The sequence below is a fragment of the Streptomyces sp. NPDC051064 genome (assembly GCF_044455985.1).
In the GTDB taxonomy this organism is placed as follows: domain Bacteria; phylum Actinomycetota; class Actinomycetes; order Streptomycetales; family Streptomycetaceae; genus Streptomyces.
Window position 1 is genome coordinate 131,865 of sequence record NZ_JBITFK010000006.1, and the last position, 17,832, is coordinate 149,696.

General features: G+C 70.7%; 24 protein-coding genes. 8 read left to right on the forward strand and 16 right to left on the reverse strand.

Annotated features, from left to right (window positions below):
- Nucleotides 1–2 precede the first annotated feature (2 nt).
- Genes ACIBCU_RS21940 through ACIBCU_RS21970 form a run of 7 tightly spaced genes read right to left on the reverse strand, consistent with a single transcriptional unit; the run spans nucleotide 3 to nucleotide 4,121 of the window.
- Nucleotides 3–335 carry a gas vesicle protein gene (locus ACIBCU_RS21940; protein WP_362930339.1) on the reverse strand — a complete coding sequence of 111 codons (333 nt, stop codon included), beginning with the start codon at nucleotides 333–335 and terminating at the stop codon, nucleotides 3–5.
- Nucleotides 332–1,417 carry an SRPBCC family protein gene (locus tag ACIBCU_RS21945; RefSeq protein WP_399233256.1) on the reverse strand — a complete coding sequence of 362 codons (1,086 nt, stop codon included), beginning with the start codon at nucleotides 1,415–1,417 and terminating at the stop codon, nucleotides 332–334. The genes ACIBCU_RS21940 and ACIBCU_RS21945 overlap by 4 nt, the downstream gene beginning before the upstream one ends.
- A gap of 6 nt (nucleotides 1,418–1,423) precedes the next feature.
- Nucleotides 1,424–2,305, reverse strand: a complete 882-nt coding sequence (locus ACIBCU_RS21950) for a histone protein (protein ID WP_362930337.1) — start codon at nucleotides 2,303–2,305, stop codon at nucleotides 1,424–1,426.
- Nucleotides 2,306–2,312: 7 nt separating this feature from the next.
- Nucleotides 2,313–2,567 (reverse strand): gas vesicle protein GvpG, encoded by a 255-nt coding sequence (locus ACIBCU_RS21955; protein ID WP_362930336.1) that lies wholly within the window; start codon nucleotides 2,565–2,567, stop codon nucleotides 2,313–2,315.
- A gap of 1 nt (nucleotide 2,568) precedes the next feature.
- Nucleotides 2,569–3,318, reverse strand: coding sequence for a GvpL/GvpF family gas vesicle protein (locus ACIBCU_RS21960; protein WP_399233258.1), 750 nt, complete (start codon nucleotides 3,316–3,318; stop codon nucleotides 2,569–2,571).
- A 3-nt stretch (nucleotides 3,319–3,321) separates the two neighbouring features.
- The gene (locus ACIBCU_RS21965) at nucleotides 3,322–3,768 is read right to left on the reverse strand and encodes a gas vesicle structural protein GvpA (protein WP_362930334.1); all 447 of its coding nucleotides are present in this window, start codon (nucleotides 3,766–3,768) and stop codon (nucleotides 3,322–3,324) included.
- A 32-nt stretch (nucleotides 3,769–3,800) separates the two neighbouring features.
- The gene (locus tag ACIBCU_RS21970; protein ID WP_362930333.1) at nucleotides 3,801–4,121 is read right to left on the reverse strand and encodes a gas vesicle protein; all 321 of its coding nucleotides are present in this window, start codon (nucleotides 4,119–4,121) and stop codon (nucleotides 3,801–3,803) included.
- Between the two features lie 123 nt (nucleotides 4,122–4,244).
- On the opposite strand from ACIBCU_RS21970, the gene ACIBCU_RS21975 reads away from it, so the two are divergent.
- From ACIBCU_RS21975 to ACIBCU_RS21995, 5 genes are all read left to right on the forward strand, one after another.
- Nucleotides 4,245–4,688, forward strand: a complete 444-nt coding sequence (locus tag ACIBCU_RS21975) for a hypothetical protein (RefSeq protein WP_399233260.1) — start codon at nucleotides 4,245–4,247, stop codon at nucleotides 4,686–4,688.
- 2 nt (nucleotides 4,689–4,690) lie between these two features.
- Nucleotides 4,691–5,710, forward strand: a complete 1,020-nt coding sequence (locus ACIBCU_RS21980; protein ID WP_399233262.1) for a PHP domain-containing protein — start codon at nucleotides 4,691–4,693, stop codon at nucleotides 5,708–5,710.
- A gap of 111 nt (nucleotides 5,711–5,821) precedes the next feature.
- Nucleotides 5,822–6,784 carry an iron-containing redox enzyme family protein gene (locus ACIBCU_RS21985; protein WP_362930327.1) on the forward strand — a complete coding sequence of 321 codons (963 nt, stop codon included), beginning with the start codon at nucleotides 5,822–5,824 and terminating at the stop codon, nucleotides 6,782–6,784.
- A gap of 49 nt (nucleotides 6,785–6,833) precedes the next feature.
- Complete coding sequence (locus tag ACIBCU_RS21990) at nucleotides 6,834–7,517, forward strand: HemK2/MTQ2 family protein methyltransferase (protein ID WP_362930325.1); 684 nt, start codon at nucleotides 6,834–6,836, stop codon at nucleotides 7,515–7,517.
- Complete coding sequence (locus ACIBCU_RS21995) at nucleotides 7,501–7,728, forward strand: CDGSH iron-sulfur domain-containing protein (protein WP_362930323.1); 228 nt, start codon at nucleotides 7,501–7,503, stop codon at nucleotides 7,726–7,728. The genes ACIBCU_RS21990 and ACIBCU_RS21995 overlap by 17 nt, the downstream gene beginning before the upstream one ends.
- A 6-nt stretch (nucleotides 7,729–7,734) precedes the next feature.
- Here the strand turns inward: ACIBCU_RS21995 and ACIBCU_RS22000 are convergent, their stop codons facing one another.
- Entirely contained in the window at nucleotides 7,735–8,973 is a 1,239-nt protein-coding gene (locus ACIBCU_RS22000) for an aromatic acid exporter family protein (RefSeq protein ID WP_399233265.1), read from the reverse strand.
- Between the two features lie 126 nt (nucleotides 8,974–9,099).
- Here ACIBCU_RS22000 and ACIBCU_RS22005 point away from each other — a divergent pair, with 126 nt between their 5' ends.
- Nucleotides 9,100–9,282, forward strand: a complete 183-nt coding sequence (locus tag ACIBCU_RS22005) for a hypothetical protein (protein ID WP_104782654.1) — start codon at nucleotides 9,100–9,102, stop codon at nucleotides 9,280–9,282.
- Nucleotides 9,279–9,893: an endonuclease gene (locus ACIBCU_RS22010; RefSeq protein ID WP_399233267.1), complete on the forward strand. Its 615-nt coding sequence runs from the start codon at nucleotides 9,279–9,281 to the stop codon at nucleotides 9,891–9,893. The genes ACIBCU_RS22005 and ACIBCU_RS22010 overlap by 4 nt, the downstream gene beginning before the upstream one ends.
- A 6-nt stretch (nucleotides 9,894–9,899) precedes the next feature.
- Here the strand turns inward: ACIBCU_RS22010 and ACIBCU_RS22015 are convergent, their stop codons facing one another.
- The 8 genes from ACIBCU_RS22015 to ACIBCU_RS22050 all read right to left on the reverse strand — a co-directional run bounded on the left by ACIBCU_RS22015 (nucleotide 9,900) and on the right by ACIBCU_RS22050 (nucleotide 17,035).
- Nucleotides 9,900–10,649, reverse strand: a complete 750-nt coding sequence (locus ACIBCU_RS22015; protein ID WP_399233269.1) for a hypothetical protein — start codon at nucleotides 10,647–10,649, stop codon at nucleotides 9,900–9,902.
- A 164-nt stretch (nucleotides 10,650–10,813) separates the two neighbouring features.
- Nucleotides 10,814–11,008 (reverse strand): hypothetical protein, encoded by a 195-nt coding sequence (locus ACIBCU_RS22020; protein WP_104782659.1) that lies wholly within the window; start codon nucleotides 11,006–11,008, stop codon nucleotides 10,814–10,816.
- Nucleotides 11,009–11,144: 136 nt separating this feature from the next.
- Nucleotides 11,145–12,035, reverse strand: coding sequence for a phosphatidylinositol-specific phospholipase C/glycerophosphodiester phosphodiesterase family protein (locus tag ACIBCU_RS22025; RefSeq protein ID WP_362930315.1), 891 nt, complete (start codon nucleotides 12,033–12,035; stop codon nucleotides 11,145–11,147).
- 224 nt (nucleotides 12,036–12,259) lie between these two features.
- A complete protein-coding gene (locus tag ACIBCU_RS22030; RefSeq protein WP_399233271.1) occupies nucleotides 12,260–13,381 on the reverse strand; it encodes an acyl-CoA dehydrogenase family protein in 1,122 nt (373 codons plus the stop codon).
- Complete coding sequence (locus tag ACIBCU_RS22035) at nucleotides 13,378–14,568, reverse strand: acyl-CoA dehydrogenase family protein (protein ID WP_362930311.1); 1,191 nt, start codon at nucleotides 14,566–14,568, stop codon at nucleotides 13,378–13,380. Before ACIBCU_RS22035 ends, ACIBCU_RS22030 begins: the two co-directional genes overlap by 4 nt.
- Nucleotides 14,565–15,533, reverse strand: a complete 969-nt coding sequence (locus ACIBCU_RS22040) for an NADPH:quinone oxidoreductase family protein (protein WP_362930309.1) — start codon at nucleotides 15,531–15,533, stop codon at nucleotides 14,565–14,567. Before ACIBCU_RS22040 ends, ACIBCU_RS22035 begins: the two co-directional genes overlap by 4 nt.
- 103 nt (nucleotides 15,534–15,636) lie before the next feature.
- On the reverse strand, nucleotides 15,637–16,236 hold the full coding sequence (locus ACIBCU_RS22045) for an XRE family transcriptional regulator (protein ID WP_362930307.1): 600 nt from the start codon (nucleotides 16,234–16,236) through the stop codon (nucleotides 15,637–15,639).
- Nucleotides 16,237–16,303: 67 nt separating this feature from the next.
- Nucleotides 16,304–17,035, reverse strand: a complete 732-nt coding sequence (locus ACIBCU_RS22050) for a PIG-L deacetylase family protein (RefSeq protein ID WP_399233274.1) — start codon at nucleotides 17,033–17,035, stop codon at nucleotides 16,304–16,306.
- 214 nt (nucleotides 17,036–17,249) lie between these two features.
- On the opposite strand from ACIBCU_RS22050, the gene ACIBCU_RS22055 reads away from it, so the two are divergent.
- Nucleotides 17,250–17,822 (forward strand): rhodanese-like domain-containing protein, encoded by a 573-nt coding sequence (locus ACIBCU_RS22055; protein WP_362930303.1) that lies wholly within the window; start codon nucleotides 17,250–17,252, stop codon nucleotides 17,820–17,822.
- Nucleotides 17,823–17,832 lie beyond the last annotated feature (10 nt).

Consider the following 17,832-nt stretch of genomic DNA (forward strand, 5'->3'; position numbering starts at 1 on the left):
CATCAGTTGTCCGATGTCTCGTCCGTCTTGGACTCGAGCGCTTCCAGACGCTCGCGCAGTTCACGGTTCTCGTCCAGGAGGGAGTTGCGGGCAGCGCGCGAACTCAGCGCGGGATCCGTCTCCCACCAGTCGATACCGGCCTTCTTCGCGGTATCGACGGAGGCCACGAAGAGGCGAAGCCGGATGGTGAGCAGCTCGATGTCGAGAAGGTCGATCTTGATGTCACCCGCGATGACGATGCCCTTGTCGAGGACGCGTTCGAGGATGTCCGCGAGGTTGGTGTTCTGCGGCCCCGGGATGGGGTACGCCTCCCGCCCGACGTCGAGATCAGTCACCTCGACGCCCTCCGTCCGCTTCGCTTCCTGGGGGCGGGTTCCTCTTCTTCCTCTTCTTCGGGCTCTTCGTCTTCGTCCTCGTACTCGGGCTCTTCGCCTTCCTCTTCTTCGTCCTCGGGTTCCTCGTCGTCCTCGTACTCCTCCTCGGGTTCTTCTTCGTCCTCCTCCTCGTCCTCCGGCTCCTCTTCCTCCTCCTCGTCCCCCTCCGGCGCCTCTTCGTCCTCGTAGTCCGAGTCCTCGGACTCCTCGTTCTCGGCTTCCTCCTTCTCCTCGGCCTCTTCGTGCGTCATGACGACTTCCCCGTCGCGGATCTCGCCGCGCCAGCCCTCAGGCTCCTCATCGGTGAGCGTGACGAACCGCTGGAAGTGTTTGAAGTCGAGTCGCATCCGCCGGCCCTGTACCCGCCACAGGTTGCCGGTCTTCTCGAAGAATCCCGAGGGGTAGTACTCGATCACGAGGACGATCCGGGTGAGGCTCGGCGCCAGTTCGTGGAAGCTGACACAACCACGCGTGGAGCCCTTGGCTCCTTCGGAGGTCCACACGATGCGGTCGTCAGGGATCTGTTCCTGGACCGTTGCCTTGAAACCGCGCGAGGAAGGGCCGATCTTGACCTTCCAGTCGCTCGACATCTCCTCATCCATCGAAACGCTCTGAACGCCCTTGGTGAAGCTGCCGAACTTGTCGTAACGCGTCCAGTGGTCGTACGCGTCCCGCAGCGGCACCCCCACATCGAGGACCTCGATGATGTTCATCGATTTACCCCCGCCGGACTGGCTCTTGCCCTTCCCACCCCCGAACACGTCCTTGGCCTTGTCCACGACTTTGTCCTTGACGTCCCCGGCCTTCTCCGAGACAAAGGCCTTTACCGGCGATTCGCCCTGCACGACGCGAGAGGCGACCGACGGCAGCGAGCCGCCGTTCTCGGCGACGTCGGTGAGCTGCCCCGTGAGCCCGGTCAGCTTGTCGCCGGCCTTCTGCGCGAGCTTCCCCGTCTGTGCGCTGACGAAGTTCGAGAGCTCCTCGCGAAGGCGGTCCATGCCCGAGGCTTCCGACTCGGGCTCGTCCTTGTCCGTCCTGGCCATTGCTGCCTACCTCCGCCGTGCGCCGCGCTGGGACGCGGCTCGCTTCGATGACGTCGCCTTCTTGCCTGAAGTGCTCTTCTTGGCCGACGACTTCTTGGCCGGAGCCGACTTCTTGGCAGGCGCTTTCCTGGCTGCGGACTTCTTCGCCGGTGCCGACTTCTTGGCCGCCGCCTTCTTCTTGGCCGGTGCTGCCTTCTTCGCTGCCGGCTTCTTCGCTGCGGTCTTCTTGGCAGCGGTCTTCTTGGCCGGTGCGGACTTCTTCGCCGCGGACTTCTTCGCCGGTGCCTTCTTGGCGGCAGCCTTCTTCGCAGCGGGCTGCTTCTTCGCCGCCGCTTTCTTGCCGGCTGCCTCATCGGAGGACTTGCCCCTGCGAGAGCTCGGCCGCGGCTCCTCCGGCTCCTCCTCGTCCTCTTCTTCCTCCTCGTCCTCTTCCGGTTCTTCTTCCTCTTCCTCTTCCTCTTCCTCCTCGTCCTCCTCCGGTTCTTCTTCCTCTTCTTCCTCGTCTTCCTCCTCTTCCTCCTCCGGCTGCTCTTCCTCGTCCTCGTCGTACTCGTCCTCGTCCTCGTCCTCGTCGGACTCCTCCAGCCGCGCCGTCCGGTCACTGAGGGCGTCGGCCAGCGAGTTCATGCCCCTGTCGGCCGCCGCTGTCAGTGCCTTCCTGCCGGAGTCGAGGACCTCGCCCTTCAACTGGTCCTGAAGTTCAGCGAACTGCGGCATCTCGCCCAGCCGGCGCATGCCTTCGGCGGCGAGCTGGCGTGGCTCCAGGCCGAAGCGTCTGCCTGCCAGATAGGTCGCGACGGAGAGCGCCACGCGCCCCTTCTTCGTGCGACCGAGTACGTATCCGCCCACAACGGCTGCGGCGAGCGTCACCTTTGTCTGATCTTCCATGAGTAAGTCACCTTCGATGGTTCGGCGCGGGGCGGGCTTGTCCGGCATAGAGCCGGTCGAGCAACTCCGCCTCTTCCCGTTCGAACTCCTCCAGGCCGACGTTGCCGTCCTCGAGCTCCTGGTTCAGCGCGGCGAGCTGGGCCCGGATCACACCCGGGTCGTGCAGCTCGCGGTCGGCCGCGTCATTCACTTTCTCGGCGACCCAGATCACGCCGCGGACCGGAGCGAGGGGCAGCAGGAGGAGGCCGGTGAACAGTCCCATCTCAGACCCTCGAGACCGTCGCCCGCGGAGCACGGGAGGGGACGAAGCTGTAGCAGGGCAGCGGACCCGCGACGCGAAGCTCGACACGCTCCCTGTGCGCGTCGGCGAACCGCTGCGCCGTTGCCCGGAAGGCGTCGCTCTCCTTACGGTCGACGAGAAACGACACATTGAGCGCACATCCGAGAACCTCCGGCCCGGCAGCCACCGCCCGGGCCATGGGCGTGAGCTGGTGAAGGAGCTTCCCCCCGGCATCGGCAGCTCGGCGGGACAGCGCGGTTGCCACCGCCTCACCGAGCCGCACGTTGGCCTCGTAACCGGGGCGGCGGCGGACCTCTTCGCGTAGCCGCCGTACGTTCTTCTCCTCGGCGGCGACAGCCGCGAGCGCGTCCTGGGCGGGGAGCGCCTTCACGTTGATCTCCACGCTCCGGTCGAGGTGGTGGAGGGTCGCCAGGTGCTCGCTCTCCGATCCAGCCAGCTGGGCACGGACCGACGCCTCGTCCAGTGCGATCACGCCGAACCGCATGGGCAGCACGGGGCCCCTGTCCGAGAGGCGCAGCAGCAGCTCCTGGTGCGCCATGAGGTCCCGGCGGCGCGCCCGCAGTTGCTCCGGCGCGTCGCTCACGACGGCGGTGACCCGCCCGTCACCGACCAGCCGCAGCGCGGCGGGAGGGCTGCCCACGCCGACCGCGTCGGCCGGAAGCTCCGCTCCGGCCCGGATGATCGCGTACACGTACACACGGCTCTCGGTCACGGCTCACGCCTCCGCGCGTTGGCGTCGGCTCGCCCCGTCGCGCGCGGGCGCCCGGCGCTTCTTCGGCCGCTCTTCCTTCTCATCGTCGTCATCGTCACCGCTCCCCACGGCCTTACGGACGGAGTCGCCGACGGACTCCGCCGTCTTGCGCACCTTGCGCTTGCCCACGGACTTGGCGGCGCGTCCGCCGAGCAGCTCGGGGATGGTGGTGCTGCCCGAGTCGCGCTCCAGGTCGAGCCGGTTGCACGCCTCGGCGAAGCGCAGGTAGGTGTCCACACTCGCGATGACGATGCGCGCGTCTATCTTGAGGATCTCGATGCCGACCAGCGACACCCGGATGAACACGTCGATGACCATGCCGCGGTCGAGGATGAGTTCCAGAACGTCGTAGAGCGTGCCGGCCCTGGGCGGGCACGGGGCGACTTCGTCGGCGTACATGGTCGTGGTCATGGAGCGTCCTTCCGGGTGAGAGGCGAAACGGGTCATTCGTCGGCGGAGCCACGCCGGTAGCGGCGGACTCTGCTGTACTCCGTGAGTTCGCCCCGCTCGTCGATCTGCACCTCGTAGGAGGCCAGCAGGCTCGTGGTGTCCGGGATGCGGGCCACTTCGAGCACGTCGACGACGACACACCATCCGTCGTCGTTGCGCCTCACCGCCGACACCCCTTCCGCGGGGTGGCAGATCAGTCTTTCCAGGCTCTCGCAGGCAGCACGGGCAGCGTGCTCGGGGCCGCGTCGGGACGAGGAACGTGGGGCTGCCGTTTTCGTTGTGTGCCCGGATCGGGCGCGACGGTTCTCTGCCATGAGGTCCAGTCTGATCAGAATCGGTTCCGCCGCACCTCGACGGACGGGGGCGGCCGGAGAAGCGCTCACCCTTTCGCCGTTCCGGCGGGACGCGTCGCCCGGGACGCGTGCAGAGTCGTAGGCATGAGTGAGAGCCGTGGCCCCGACGGGCCCGAGGAAGTCCACGTTCGGCCGTCCGGGGTCGACGACACGATCGTCGAGGCGCTGGGAGCGCTGACGGAGGCGTTGGAACGGGTGGAGCGTGCACGGGGGCAGCTCTACGGGTTTCACCAGCTCACGGGCGGTGCGGATCTGACGCTGGACCGGGCGGTCGAGCTGCTCCGGATGGGTGGTCACGCGGCCCAGGCCGACCTGGTGGAGCGGGAGATCCTGGGCCGCAACGTCATCCCCGGCTGCTGGACCTTCCAGATCGTCGAGGCGTACGACGACACCTATTACCGGCCGTTCGTCGCGGTCGAGGAGCGGGTACGCCGGGAGCTCGCGGGTGGGCGGCGCCATCTCTACGAGGCGGAGATGAAGGAAGCCCGCCGTACGCACGGGCATCCTCATCACACCGCGCGGCCCTGACGATGGATCCGGCAGAGGCACTGCGGCGGATCGCGTTCCTCCTGGAGCGGTCCCAGGCGGCCACGTACCGGGTGAAGGCCTTCCGCACGGCGGCGGAGGCCATCAGCTCCATGGACGGCGAGGAGGTCGCCCAGCGGGTGGCGCACGGTTCGCTGGAGACGGTGCGCGGCATCGGGCCGAAGACGGCCAAGGTGATCCGTGAGGCGGTGGAAGGCACGACGCCCGAATACCTCGAGGTGCTGGAGGAAGAGGCGTCCGCACCGTTGGCCTCCGGCGGTGAGGCGTTCCTCTCGGCCCTGCGCGGGGACTGCCATCTGCATTCGGACTGGTCCGACGGGGGCAGCCCGATCGCGGAGATGGGCCGGACGGCGGCCGAGCTGGGCCACGAGTGGGCGGTGCTCACGGACCACTCCCCCAGACTGACCGTGGCCAACGGGCTCTCGACCGAACGCCTGCTCGATCAGCTGTCCGTCGTGGCCGAGCTCAACGAGCGGTGGGCGCCCTTTCGACTGCTCACCGGAATCGAGTGCGACATCCTCGACGACGGCTCGCTGGACCAGGACCCCGACGTGCTGGAGCGGCTCGACGTGGTGGTCGTCTCGGTCCATTCGAAGCTGCGCATGGACGCGCGGGCGATGACGGAGCGGATGCTCGCCGCCGTACGCAATCCGCACGCGGACATCCTGGGGCACTGCACGGGGCGCCTCCTCGGCGGGAAGAAGCGTCCGGAATCGGAGTTCGACGCGGAGCGGGTCTTCGCGGCGTGTGCCGAGGCCGGGACTGCGGTGGAGATCAACTGCCGCCCGGAGCGGCTCGATCCCCCGCGCGACCTCCTGCGGCAGGCGGTCGCGTCGGGTGCCCTCCTCTCGATCGACACCGACGCGCACGCCCCGGGGCAGCTGGACTGGCAGATCTACGGGTGTGCGCGGGCGGAGGAGTGCGGAGTACCCGTGGACCGTGTGGTCACCACCTGGCCGGTGGAACGGCTCCTGGACTGGACGGCACGGAAGCCCCGTCCGTAGGGCCCCGCGCAGGGGCGCGTCCCTGCGGACAGGCTGGTCGCGGGCGTTCGGCGTACAGTCGATCACGGTTGTCCATGTGACTCCGGGGCATGCCGGGGCAGGAGGAAAGCCATGTCACGACAACGCACAGGACCTTCACTTCCGCGGGGACGCGGCGCGCTGTCCACAGGGGTCATCGGCTACCTGCGGGACGACGGCGCTCTACCGGACCCGGAGGCCGCCGGGGCTGCCGAGCCGTACGGCGACGACCTGCAGCTCGCCCTGTACGTCTGTTACGAGCTGCACTATCGCGGGTTCAGCGGCGTACGCCCCGAATGGGAGTGGGACCCGCCCCTGCTCGCCGTACGCGCAGCGTTGGAAGACCGTTTCCTGACGGCTCTCCGGCGCGACGCCCCGGTGCACGCGAGCCTGGACGAGATCCTGGACGGCCTTCTCGTGGAGCCGGTCCGCGGATCCGGCGTCTCGTGGTTCCTCCAGGACCGGGGCGAGCTGCGCCATCTGCGCGCATACGCGGCGCAACGTTCGCTTTACCACCTCAAGGAGGCCGACCCGCACGCGTGGGTGCTGCCCCGCCTCAGTGGACGGGCCAAGGCGGGCATGGCGGCGATCGAGTACGACGAGTTCGGCGCCGGGCGCGCGGACCGCGTCCACGCTCAGCTGTTCGCCGACCTCATGACGGATCTGGGCCTCGACACGACGTACGGCCGCTATCTGGACGAGGGCTGCGCGCCCATGCTGGCCCTGGTGAACCTCATGTCGCTCTTCGGCCTGCACCGTCGGCTGCGCGGAGCGCTGGTGGGTCACTTCGCCGCTGTCGAGATCACCTCCTCCCCCGCGTCCCGGCGCCTCGCCGACGCCATGAAGCGCACGGGCGCGGGTCCCGCGGCGGAGTTCTTCTACACCGAGCACGTCGAAGCGGACGCGGTGCACGAGCAGGTGGTGCGCCGCGAGGTGATCGGCGGTCTGCTCGAGGACGAACCCGAACTGGCGGCCGACATCGCGTTCGGCATCACCGCCACCTCCTGTCTCGAGGACCGGCTCGGCGACCGGCTGCTCGCGGACTGGCAGGCCTGAACCACAGCCCTGGTCCGCACCGCCGGCGAAGCACCGAATGGAGTCGCAGATGTCAGCAGACATGGCCGAGGACACCCGTAATGCCCGCTTGATGACCCTCCCTGGGGTGTACGCACCCCAGCACGACACTCTCCTGCTCATGGCGGCACTGAACCGGGAGGACATCGGCCCGGGCACCGAGGTCCTGGACGTCGGCACGGGCAGTGGTGCCCTCGCCCTGCACGCGGCGCGGCGGGGAGCGCGGGTGACGGCCGTGGACGTCGCGTGGCGAGCCGTGGCGACGGCCCGCCTGAACGCGCTGCTGCACCGCCGGCGCGTCACCGTGCGACGCAGCGATCTCCTCTCGGCCCTGCCCGGCCGGTCCTACGACCTGGTGATCTGCAACCCGCCCTATGTGCCGTCCCCCCTGGGCCGGCTTCCCGGGCGCGGTGCGGCGCGGGCCTGGGAGGCCGGGCGCGACGGCCGGGCGATCCTGGACAGGGTCTGTGAGACCGCCCCGGCGGCGCTGCGCCCCGGAGGGCGCCTCCTCCTCGTGCACTCCGGCCTGTGCGACAGCGAAGTGACCCTGCGGCGCCTCTCGGATGCCGGGATGCGGGCTCATGTCAGCTCCCGCGCCCTGGTGCCCCTCGGGCCCGTGCTGCGCTCCAGACTGCGGTGGCTTCGGGCGACGGGGCTGATGAACGAGGAAGAGACGGCGGAGGAACTGGTGGTCATACGTGCCGAACAAGCCTGAACGCCCGTGCCGGATCACCCTCGGCGACGAGGGCCCTCTTCTGGTCGAGGGGCCCGTGGAAGTCACGTGCGCGGACGGCAGTGTGGCCGTGTCCGACCGGTTCGTCGTGGCCGTCTGCATGTGCCGGCGCAGCCGGATGTATCCGTGGTGCGACACCAGCCACCGGCGCCGGACGCGGTCCGGCGATGAGCCGCGCCGACGGGCGGACTGACGTCCCTCACTCGCCGGCCCGCAGCCGGACCTGCGTCGCGCCGCGCAGCCGGCGGGACACCTCCCGCAGCCGTGGGTGGCGCTCGTGGGCCTCGGCGGAACGGCGGTCCAGCTCCTCGGCCAGGCGCTCCGTCCGCTTGTCGATGTCGAGTTCGTCGAGGATGCGGTCGACCTCCGCGAGCAGTGCGCCGTGCAGTTGCCACTGCCTCGGGTGCTCCTGGACGTCTTCGAGCAGCAGATCCGCCACGCGGTCGCGTGTCGCGCGACTGCGGGCGAGGGCGTCGGCCAGGCGGTCCTCGGCCTCCTCGCCGCTCTCGGCCATCGGCGTGGTGATCATCAGCGCGAACCCCTCGATGGCATTGGACATGTGCCCGAAGAGCTCCCTGAGGTCCGTGGCCACGTCCTCCGGGAAGAGCGCCTCGTCGGTGCGCGCCTTGGCGAGGTCGGTCAGCGTGCGGGTCAGGACGCGCAGCACCACGGCGCAGATTTCCAGCGTGTCCAGCCCGGTCCGCAGGACGACGCGGTAGAGCAGCCCCTGCTTGACGCGAGGGTTGAGCATCAAGCTCTCCTCGGCCTGCCTCAGGGATGCGTCGACCTCCACGATGTCGTGGTCCAGACGGCGGGCTTCGTGCAGCCGGGCGGCCGCCTCGCGCACCGGGTGCTTGCCGCCGATCTCCTCACCGAGGGCCCGGAACATCTTGCCCATCCGCTCTCCCAGGCCGCCGATGGAGGCACCCGCCGACTCGACCCAGACGGGCGGTGCCAGCAGCAGGTTGAAGAGCAGGCCGACTCCCGCGCCGATCAGCGTCTCCAGCACGCGCTCCCATGCTGTGTCCGCGACCTGCGCGACGCCGAGGACGAGCATCGCGCTGATGGCCACCTCGGGTACGAACTCGTTGACCCGTACGAGCCGCCCGATCAGCAGGGAGGTGAAGATGGTCAGGCCAAGGGTCCACCAGCTGAGGCCCACCAGGGAGCTGAACCCGCTGGCGATGAGAACTCCGACGACGACGGCGTTCACACGCCGGATCCCGGTGGTCAGAGTGGCGTAGAGCGTCACCTGCACCACGAGGAGGGCGGTCAGAGGGGCGGTGAGCGGTGCGGGGTGCGGCTCGGGCAGTACGGCCTGGGCCACGGCGAAGGCGATGACGGCCGCCGCCGTCGACCGCAGTGTCTGGGCCGCGGCCGGTTCGGCGGTGCGCTGGACGAGTTTGACGACGGGCTCGGGCGTGGAAACTGCAGGCATTCCTTGAAGGTGCCCCGTTCCACGGCACCGCAGCGCTTCGGGGGCCGGTCGGACTCCGTACGGACGTACGCGTGCCCCATCGGCACCGGCCTCGCGGGGACGTGCGCCAGGAGAGAAGGTGGATACATGGCTATCTCACTCACGCCCCCCACGGAGACACCTCCGGCCGAGGGCTGCATAAGCGAAGCGCACGTCGAACGCGCCGACGGAGGGATCTGGGAACACCCGGTCTTCTGGGCAGCCGTGGTGCTGCTGGGCTCACTCGTCGTCGCCGGTTACTTCATCGCGCGGATCTTCGGGTTCACGTGAGCGCCCGCCGGACTCTTGAGTCGCTGCTGGAGCGGCACGGCACCACATACGCCGCCGAGGCCGGCATCCGGCTGCGTGACACCCCCCAGCCCCTGTACCAGCTGCTCGTCCTGAGCCATCTGCTGAGCGCGCGGATCCGCGCGCAGGTGGCGGTGGCCGCGGCGCAGGCGCTGTTCTCGCACCGGCTGCGCACTCCGCGCCGCATGGCCGACGCCACATGGCAGGAGCGCGTCGACGCGCTCGGCGAGGGCGGCTACCGCCGGTACGACGAACGGACGGCGACCCAGCTGGGGGACGGTGCCCAGCTCCTGCTCGACGAGTACAGCGGTGACCTGCGGCGCCTGCGCCGGAAGGCCGACGGCGATGCGGACACGCTGCGCTCCGGTCTCCGCCGCTTTCCCGGCATAGGCCCGGCGGGCGCCGACATCTTCCTGCGCGAGGTCCAGACGGTGTGGCCCGAGGCGTCGCCCTATCTGGACGCGAAGGCGCTCCAGGGAGCGGAACGGCTCGGCCTGCCCACCACGCCGGACAAGCTCATCCGGCTGGCGAAGGACGAGGACCCGGCCGTACTCGCCGCGGCACTGGTGCGGGGCGCGCTGGACAAGGGCTGAGCGGGCTCAGCCGGCGGGCCGCCGCCTGCCCGGCTTGGTCGAGCGGCCTTCCACGAGCGCGCGCCGGATCTGCGCGGCGGTCGCACGGGCGTGTTCCGAGGTGGCCGTCCGGTCAGCGACCGATGTGACGAAGCGGTGGGTGGGGCGAAGGCACTGGCCACACGGCGTGTCGGTGGTGATCAGGTAGCCGTCCTCGCACTGCGGATTCGCGCAGCGGCCCGGGCTCACGAGCGCCTCGGCGATCTCCTGAGGTGCCCAGCGGCGGCGGCCGTCCTCCTCCTTCTCGTGGAGGGCGTGGGACCAGCGGACGTTCCACCTGCGTTCGAGCCGCTCCAGGAGCTGGTCCGGGGTTCGCCGGGCGAGTTCCTGGTGGATCAGATCGTGCACCGTACGGGGGTGGCGGTGGCCGAGTGCCTGGACCAGCGGTTGCGGGAGGGCCTGAAGGATGTAGGTGACCGGATCGCCGGCCGCGCGTTCGCGCCACTTGCGGCAGGTGCAGGTGCCCTCGGCGGGCAGGGCCCGCTGGCACCGCCCGCAGCGGCCCCGGCACTCGGCGCAGAGTCCGTCGTCGAGCCCGTCCAGATGGGGCGCGGGGGCGCGGCCGCAGTCGCGGCAGCAGGCGGCGCACGGGCCGCAGAGGCGCTCGTCGCCGAGTTTCGTCGTCCATTGGCGCTGCTGGCAGCGGCAGCACAGGGCGTTGTTGCAGTACTCGTGGTGGGCGGCGCCCGAGTGCCGTCCGGGGGGCGGGAATGACATGGATGCGTTCTCCAGGTACGTGGCGAGGATCGGTCAGGTCCAAGCCATGTCGACGAAGCGCGCGCAGGGGCCCTCGGACGACGGTACCGCCCCGGTCGGGTCCCCTGCGGCACTGTGCCGCGATCGGGCAGACATTCTCCCGCACCCGGACGGTGCGTGCGGGGTCAGGGCCTCAGGCCGCTGACCACGTTCGCGGTGGCGGTGATCCCTTCATGGATGGTGGGGGCCATGCTCGTACTGGCCAGCAGGAAGCCGAGCAGCGCACAGACGATCGCGTGCGACAGCTTGAGTCCGCCGTTGCGCAGGAAGATCGCTGCGAGGACCAGCAGAAGCAGCACCACTGAGATCGAAATGGCCATGGCCAACCTCCTCCGCCGCGCCGGAATTGCGGCATTCGGCCGCCAGTGTGGCGCAGCGGAGGGGCCGTTCGGCGCACCGGCGTGTCCGCCGAACGGGTGTTGACGCACGGTGACCGGAGACGGCTGCCGGCGACGGTCAGCCGTCTCGCCGGCCGCCGCCCCGGTGTCCGCGGAGGAAGGCCTCCAGCCCTGCCAGATCGTCGGTGTTGAGGTGGTCGACGCCGGCCGCGACGAGCTCGGTCCAGACGGCGTCGCGTGCCGGGCCCGGGAGGTCGGGCGTGCCCCAGAAGCGGACTCGTTGCCCGTTCGCGTGGGCCGAAGCGACGAAGGTGCCCAGCCTGGCACGCTCGGCGGCGGGGAAGGGGCCGGTCCCCTGCCAGCTGAAGCTCGTGGCCCAGTTGCCGCTGATGAGCGGGACGAAGGAGGCGGGAGCGGCGGTGCCGAGGTCCTCCGGGCGGCCGTCGTAGAAGGCGTACCGGGTGGTCTGCTGCTCCATCGGGACGCGGGCGGCCCGGTCTCCCGAGATGACGGGGGTGACCGCGCCGGTGCGGACCCGGCCGTGGACGGAGCGGGTGAGAATCGGCCGGTAGCGGCGGAGCACCCGGTCGAGTTGGAGGTAGGCGGCCGCGCCGTCGGTCTTGATGTCGATCAGCAGCTGCAGCGGGGCGGGGTCTCCGGCGTGGACGGTGCCGTGGTTGTCGCGGACCCGGGCGAGCAGGGGGTCGAGGTAGAGCGAGACGAGGGTGCGTGCGGGGTCGAGGCTCTCGGCCTCGTGGGCGACGAGCAGTTCGCCGTCGACGAGGAAGATGTCCGCCTCGACGCTCGTGAAGCCGTGCGCGAGCGCGTCGTGGAGAGGGCGCGGATGCAGGTAGTCGTTGTGGGCGTGGGCCCGGGCCAGCGGCCGGGGCCCACGGGGGCGTGCGGTCGCGGTAGGTGCCGCGGCCGCTGCCTGGGCGGGGATGAACGCGCCCGCGGCTGCGGTGGCGAGGGCGGTGGTGACGACTCTGCGACGGGTCAGGTGTGCCATGGGGTCTCCCTGAAGCGGTCGGGCGGGCAGAGCGGGCGGGGGGACGCGACGATTATGGAGGCGCGGAACGACCGATAGGCAGGTACCTGCCAAGAGTTGGAACGCCCTTCGTCCGCACGTCGGTTGCGCTGCGTCTGCTGTTCCCCTGCTCACCGCTCCGGTCGTCCGCAGGGTATGACAGGGCGGGGGCACGTGCGATCACGTGCCCCCGCCCCGTCGCCGGCTCACGGAGCCGGAAGCTCCACCAGGTCGGCTACGGCCTCACGGTGGCGACCCGCGGTTCCGTACGCGATCGAGTCGGCCTTGGCCCTCTTCAGATACAGGTGCGCAGGGTGCTCCCAGGTCATCCCGATGCCGCCGTGCAGCTGTACGCATTCCTCCGCGGCGTGCACCGCGACCTTGGAGCAGTAGGCCTGCGCCACGGCCACCGCGAGCGGCGCGTCGGGGCTGCCGGTCGCCAGCGCGTCCGCTGCGTTACGAGCGGCTGCGCGCGCGGAGACGACCTCCAGCCAGAGCTGGGCCATCCGGTGCTTGAGCGACTGGAACGAGCCCACCGGCCTGTTGAACTGGTGACGTTCGCGGGTGTGCCGGACGGTCTCGGTCAGGCACCACTCGGCCAGTCCGAGCTGCTCGGACGCGAGCAGCCCCGCACCGGCGAGCAGGCCCCTGCTCACGGCGGTGGCCGCCGGCGCCGCCTCCGCGAGCAGGGTCCCGGTGGCCCCGGTCAGGGTGACCGTGGCGAGCGGGCGCGTCAGGTCGAGCGGCACGAGCGGCTGGACGGCGACACCGTCCGCGCCGGTCTCCACCGCGTACAGCCCTTCCGCGGTGGGCACCAGCAGCACGTCGGCCGCCGCCGCCTCCGCGACACCGGTCACTGTCCGCTCCAGGGTGCCGGTCATCGCGGTGCCCCCGTCGGCGGGGGGCGTGGCGAACGGCAGGGCGAGCACGGCGATCCGGCTGCCCGCCGCCAGCTCACCGAGGAGTCCGGCGGCCGGGCCGTCATCGGCACCCAGCGCGAGAAGGATCTCGGTCGCGACGACGGCGCTCGTCAGGTACGGCGCCGGGACGGCGCTGCGGCCGAGCTCCTCCATGACCACGGCGGCCTCGCGGTGGGTGGCTCCCTGGCCGCCGAGCTTCTCGGGAACCAGCAGCCCCGCTGCCCCGATCCCCACAGCGAGCGATTCCCACAGCCGCAGGTCGTACGGCGTGTCGGACCCGATCCCGGCGATCACCGTCGGCGCGTCGGCACGGTCGGCGAGCAGCGAGCGCACGGCCGACCGCAGGTCCTCCTCTGCTTCCGAGTAGAGCAGGTCGGGCGCCTGGGCGGCTTCGGTCTGTGCGGTCATCGGGCAAGATCCTTCCAGGCGACGTCCTTGTCGTTACGCGGTTCGACGGGCAGACCGAGGACACGCTCGGCGACGATGTTGAGGAGGACCTCGCTCGTGCCTCCCTCAATGGAATTGCCCTTGGACCGCAGATAGCGGTAGCCGGCGTCGCGTCCGGTGAAGTCGACCAGATCCGGGCGGCGCATGGTCCAGTCGCTGTACAACAGGCCTTCGTCACCCAGGAGTTCGACCTCGAGTCCGCTGATCTCCTGGTTGAGGCGGGCGAACGCGAGCTTCATGCCGGAGCCTTCCGGCCCGGGCTGTCCGGCGACGAGCTGCTGACGCAGCCGTTCACCGGTGAGCCTGGCGACCTCGGCCTCGACCCACAGGGTGAGCAGCCGCTGGTGGAGGTCGTGGGTGCGCAGACCGGGCTGCTCGCGCCAGGTCTTCGCGACGGTGCCGATCATGCCGCCCTCGCGGGGGATGCGGGCTCCGCCGATGGACACGCGCTCGTTCATCAGGGTGGTCTGGGCGACCTTCCAGCCGGCACCGACCGGGCCGAGACGCCTGCTGTCCGGGATGCGTACGCCGGTGAGGAAGACCTCGTTGAACTCGGCCTCGCCGGTGATCTGGCGCAGTGGCCGCACCTCGACACCGGGGTCGGTCATGTCGCAGATGAAGTAGCTGATGCCGCGGTGCTTGGGCACGTCCGGGTCGGTGCGGGCGATCAGGATCGCCCAGCGGGCCACATGGGCGCTCGACGTCCAGACCTTCTGCCCGTCGACCACCCACTCCCCGCCGTCGCGGACCGCGCGGGTGCCGAGCGCGGCGAGGTCGGAACCGGCTCCTGGCTCGCTGAAGAGCTGGCACCACACCTCCTCCCCGACCCACAGCGGGCGCAGGAAGCGCTGCTTCTGCTCCTCGGTTCCGTATTCGAGGACCGTCGGAGCGGCCATGCCGAGGCCGATGCCGATACGGCGGGGATCGTTGTCGGGGGCGCCCGCGGCGGCGAGCTCGGCGTCGACGACGGGCTGCAGGGAGCGCGGCGCGTCGAGGCCCCCGAGCCCGGCGGGGTAGTGCACCCAGGCCAGGCCGGCGTCGAAGCGCGCCTTGAGGAAGTCGGTGCGGTCGGTGGTGGCCGGCGGGTGGGCCGCCAGCAGCTCCTGGGTGAGGCGGCGGATCTGTGCCGCGTCGATGGCGGTGCTCATCGGGTGCCTCCTGACGGCAGGACGACGATGCGGCCTGTGCTGGTGCCGTCGGCGACCCGCTGGACGGCCCGCGCCGCCTCGGCCATGGGGACACGCTCGCTGATCAGCGGCTTGATGACGCCCTGCGCCGCGAGTTTGGTGAGTTCGTCGTGGCAGGCGCGGACGGCTGCGGGGTCCTTGGTGTTGTACAGGCCCCAGTGGAGTCCGGCGATCGAGTAGTTCTTCACCAGGGCGTGGTTGAGGCCGGGCGTGGGGATGACGCCGCTCGCGAAGCCGACGACGACGACACGGCCCTCGAAGGCGATGCACTTGACGGACTTGGCGTAGGCGTCTCCGCCGATCGGGTCGTAGACGACGTCCGCGCCGCGCCCGCCCGTGGCCTCCTTCACCGCCGCGACGATGTCCTCGCTCCGGCGGTCGATGACCAGGTCACAGCCCAGTTCGCGGGCGATCCGGGCCTTCTCGGGCCCGCCGGCGACCCCGATGACAGTGGCCCCGGCGGCCTTGCCGAGCTGGACGGCCGCGCTTCCGACCCCGCCTGCGGCCGCATGGACCAGCAGCGTCTCACCGGCCTGCAGATGTGCGCGGCGGTGCAGCCCGAACCAGCCGGTCTGGTAGCCGATGTGCAGTGCGGCGGCCTCCGCGTCGTCCAGGGCGTCGGGAGCCGGCAGCAGGGACGCCTCGTCCGCCACGACGTACTCGGCGAAACCGCCCTCCGGGAGTGCGGGGGTGGCGAGCACGCGCCGTCCGTCCTCTGTCACGCCGCAGATCTCCACACCGGGGGTGAAGGGCAGCGGGGGCCTGACCTGGTACTGGCCGCGGCAGAGCAGCGCGTCGGGGAAGTTGATGTTCGCCGCTCGCACTTCGAGCAGCACCTGCCCGTCCCCGGGGGTCGGCCGGTCCGTCTCCTCGAGCTCCATCACCTCGCTCGGCTCGCCGTTCCGGTGCACTCGCCATGCCTGCATGAGGGGCCTCCACAACACTGTCGGCATTACCACTGCTCCGCCGCATACTAAGCGGTCGCTTGCCTTTCTGGGAACACCTCGCGGCCACCCGGCCCGGACCCGTTCACGACCGCTTCGGCTTGGCCCTCACATGCATCCGCTCCCCTTGCGGCCCGAACAGGCTGAGGAATTCCACCGGCTCGTCGCCCGCCGGGCCGAACCAGTGAGGGAGCCTGGTGTCGAACTCGGCGGCCTCACCGGGGGCCAGGACCAGGTCGTGCTCGGCGAGCTTGAGGCGCAGCCGGCCGTTGAGCACGTACAGCCACTCGTACCCCTCGTGCGTGCGCTGCTCGGGCGCCTCCGTGCACGACGCCTCCTGTATGACCTTGTACGCCTGGAGGCCCCCCGGCCGGGCGGTGAGCGGCAGGGACGTCTTCGCGCCGTGCACGATCGGTTTCGCCTTGACCCTCGGATCGCCGACCGGCGGCGCCCCGACGAGATCGTCGAGCGGCACCTCGTGGGCCCGGGCGATGGGGAGCAGCAGCTCCAGACTGGGGCGCCGGCCACCGGATTCGAGCCTGGACAGGGTGGAGACGGAGATTCCGGTGACCTCGGAGAGCCCCGTGAGCGTGACACCGCGATCCTTGCGCAGCCGCCTCAGCCGCGGACCCACCCCGGTGAGCACGGCGTCGAGTTCGGGGTCGCCCTGATTCTGTTCACTCATGACCCCATTGCAGAATCAGCAACCTTGTTTGTCAATCAGGCACCCGTAGCCGCGCCCGCCGGACGGGTCAGCGTGCGAAGAGTTCGAAGGTGACGGCCGGCCGGCCGCCGAACCGCTCGGCAGCCGCTTCCGTGGTGCCCGTGAGGAACGTACGGCAGTACGCCTCCGGGTCCTCGTCCGTCAGCACCTCGATGTACGTGCGGTGGGCCAGCAGCGACCGGACGGAGCGCTCGAACCCCGGCGTCGCGTCGACCGCGTGGGTGGGCCGGTCGGTGCCCGCGACGGCGACCCAGCGCACCCCGTCCCACGGCTCCAGTCCCTGCTCACCCAGCTCGGGGAAGATCCAGCGGTTTCCCGCGTCGCCCGCGGCGTCCAGGGTGGCCCGGCCGACCGCGCGGTGGTCGGGGGTGTTCCACGCGACGCCGCCCCAGGTGTCCCGGTGGTTGAGGGTGATGAGCAGCTCGGGCCGGTGACGGCGGACGGCCGCGGCGATGTCACGTCGCAGAGCCGTGCCGTACTCGATGACGCCGTCCCGGTGGTCGAGGAACTCCACGGCGGCGACACCGACGGCTGCGGCACTCTCGCGCTGTTCCCGCTCGCGCAGCGGAGCGCACTCAGCAGGGGCGATCGTGTCGATCCCGGCCTCTCCACGGGTCGCCAGGAGGTAGGTGACCTCATGCCCCCCGTCGGTCCAGCCGGCCACGGCGGCGGCGCAGCCGTACTCCAGGTCGTCGGGGTGGGCGACCACGGCCAGGGCACGGTGCCAGTCCGTGGGCATGGGTTCCAGCTGCTCTGTCATACCCGGCAGGCTATCCAGCGGAAGGTGACGGATGCGTGCATTCCGGCAGCGGTTCGGGGCAGGGAGCAAGGAGCCGCTCCGGACGGACGCGCCGTACGACCAGCCGCTCAGAGCTGGAGCGGAATACCCCTAGGGGTATTATTGCCTTCCGGGGCGCCGGGGTGAGCAGAACCCCGCGCCGCCCCCGCTCCGGCGACCGAAAGGAACCCCGCTCGTGATCAGCCCCGCCTCCCTCTCCCCCTCCGAGGCCGCAGCCCGACTGGAGGAGTTCACCGTCATCGACGTCCGGGCCCCCGGTGAGTATGCCTCCGGGCACGTGCCCGGCGCTCTGAACATTCCGCTCGACCGGCTCACCGAGGCGGTGCCCGCCCTGAAGTCGGCCTCCGCCCGTGGCTCACTGCTGGTGGTGTGCGCCTCGGGTGTGCGGTCCACCAGGGCGTGCGAGATCCTCGCCGACGCGGACATCGACGCGGCCACCCTGACCGGCGGGACATCCGCCTGGGAGGGCGACGGGCGCGGGCTCGACCGTCCGGTGGGCGCCAGGGCGACCTGGCCGATGGAGCGCCAGGTGCGCCTCGCCGCCGGTTCGCTGGTCGTGGCCGGCCTCGTCGCGGGCCGTCGCTTCCCGGCGGCGCGGTGGCTGTCGGCGGGCATCGGCGCCGGACTCGTCTACTCCGCGGTGAGCAACACCTGCGGCATGGCCGCCGCCCTCTCCAAGCTCCCGTACAACCGCGCGCCGCACTCGGCGGCCGGCCTGGACGCCACGCTCGAAGCCCTGCAGGGCTGACCGAGAGGCC

Bases quoted from the DNA above. Each gene is read 5' to 3' on its own strand.
- ACIBCU_RS21945 (WP_399233256.1), bottom strand. From the start codon at position 1,417: ATGGCCAGGACGGACAAGGACGAGCCCGAGTCGGAAGCCTCGGGCATG.
- ACIBCU_RS21950 (WP_362930337.1), bottom strand. From the start codon at position 2,305: ATGGAAGATCAGACAAAGGTGACGCTCGCCGCAGCCGTTGTGGGCGGA.
- ACIBCU_RS21955 (WP_362930336.1), bottom strand. From the start codon at position 2,567: ATGGGACTGTTCACCGGCCTCCTCCTGCTGCCCCTCGCTCCGGTCCGC.
- ACIBCU_RS21965 (WP_362930334.1), bottom strand. From the start codon at position 3,768: ATGACCACGACCATGTACGCCGACGAAGTCGCCCCGTGCCCGCCCAGG.
- ACIBCU_RS21970 (WP_362930333.1), bottom strand. From the start codon at position 4,121: ATGGCAGAGAACCGTCGCGCCCGATCCGGGCACACAACGAAAACGGCA.
- ACIBCU_RS21975 (WP_399233260.1), top strand. From the start codon at position 4,245: ATGAGTGAGAGCCGTGGCCCCGACGGGCCCGAGGAAGTCCACGTTCGG.
- ACIBCU_RS21980 (WP_399233262.1), top strand. From the start codon at position 4,691: ATGGATCCGGCAGAGGCACTGCGGCGGATCGCGTTCCTCCTGGAGCGG.
- ACIBCU_RS21985 (WP_362930327.1), top strand. From the start codon at position 5,822: ATGTCACGACAACGCACAGGACCTTCACTTCCGCGGGGACGCGGCGCG.
- ACIBCU_RS21990 (WP_362930325.1), top strand. From the start codon at position 6,834: ATGTCAGCAGACATGGCCGAGGACACCCGTAATGCCCGCTTGATGACC.
- ACIBCU_RS22000 (WP_399233265.1), bottom strand. From the start codon at position 8,973: ATGCCTGCAGTTTCCACGCCCGAGCCCGTCGTCAAACTCGTCCAGCGC.
- ACIBCU_RS22005 (WP_104782654.1), top strand. From the start codon at position 9,100: ATGGCTATCTCACTCACGCCCCCCACGGAGACACCTCCGGCCGAGGGC.
- ACIBCU_RS22015 (WP_399233269.1), bottom strand. From the start codon at position 10,649: ATGTCATTCCCGCCCCCCGGACGGCACTCGGGCGCCGCCCACCACGAG.
- ACIBCU_RS22020 (WP_104782659.1), bottom strand. From the start codon at position 11,008: ATGGCCATTTCGATCTCAGTGGTGCTGCTTCTGCTGGTCCTCGCAGCG.
- ACIBCU_RS22025 (WP_362930315.1), bottom strand. From the start codon at position 12,035: ATGGCACACCTGACCCGTCGCAGAGTCGTCACCACCGCCCTCGCCACC.
- ACIBCU_RS22030 (WP_399233271.1), bottom strand. From the start codon at position 13,381: ATGACCGCACAGACCGAAGCCGCCCAGGCGCCCGACCTGCTCTACTCG.
- ACIBCU_RS22035 (WP_362930311.1), bottom strand. From the start codon at position 14,568: ATGAGCACCGCCATCGACGCGGCACAGATCCGCCGCCTCACCCAGGAG.
- ACIBCU_RS22040 (WP_362930309.1), bottom strand. From the start codon at position 15,533: ATGCAGGCATGGCGAGTGCACCGGAACGGCGAGCCGAGCGAGGTGATG.
- ACIBCU_RS22045 (WP_362930307.1), bottom strand. From the start codon at position 16,236: ATGAGTGAACAGAATCAGGGCGACCCCGAACTCGACGCCGTGCTCACC.
- ACIBCU_RS22050 (WP_399233274.1), bottom strand. From the start codon at position 17,035: ATGACAGAGCAGCTGGAACCCATGCCCACGGACTGGCACCGTGCCCTG.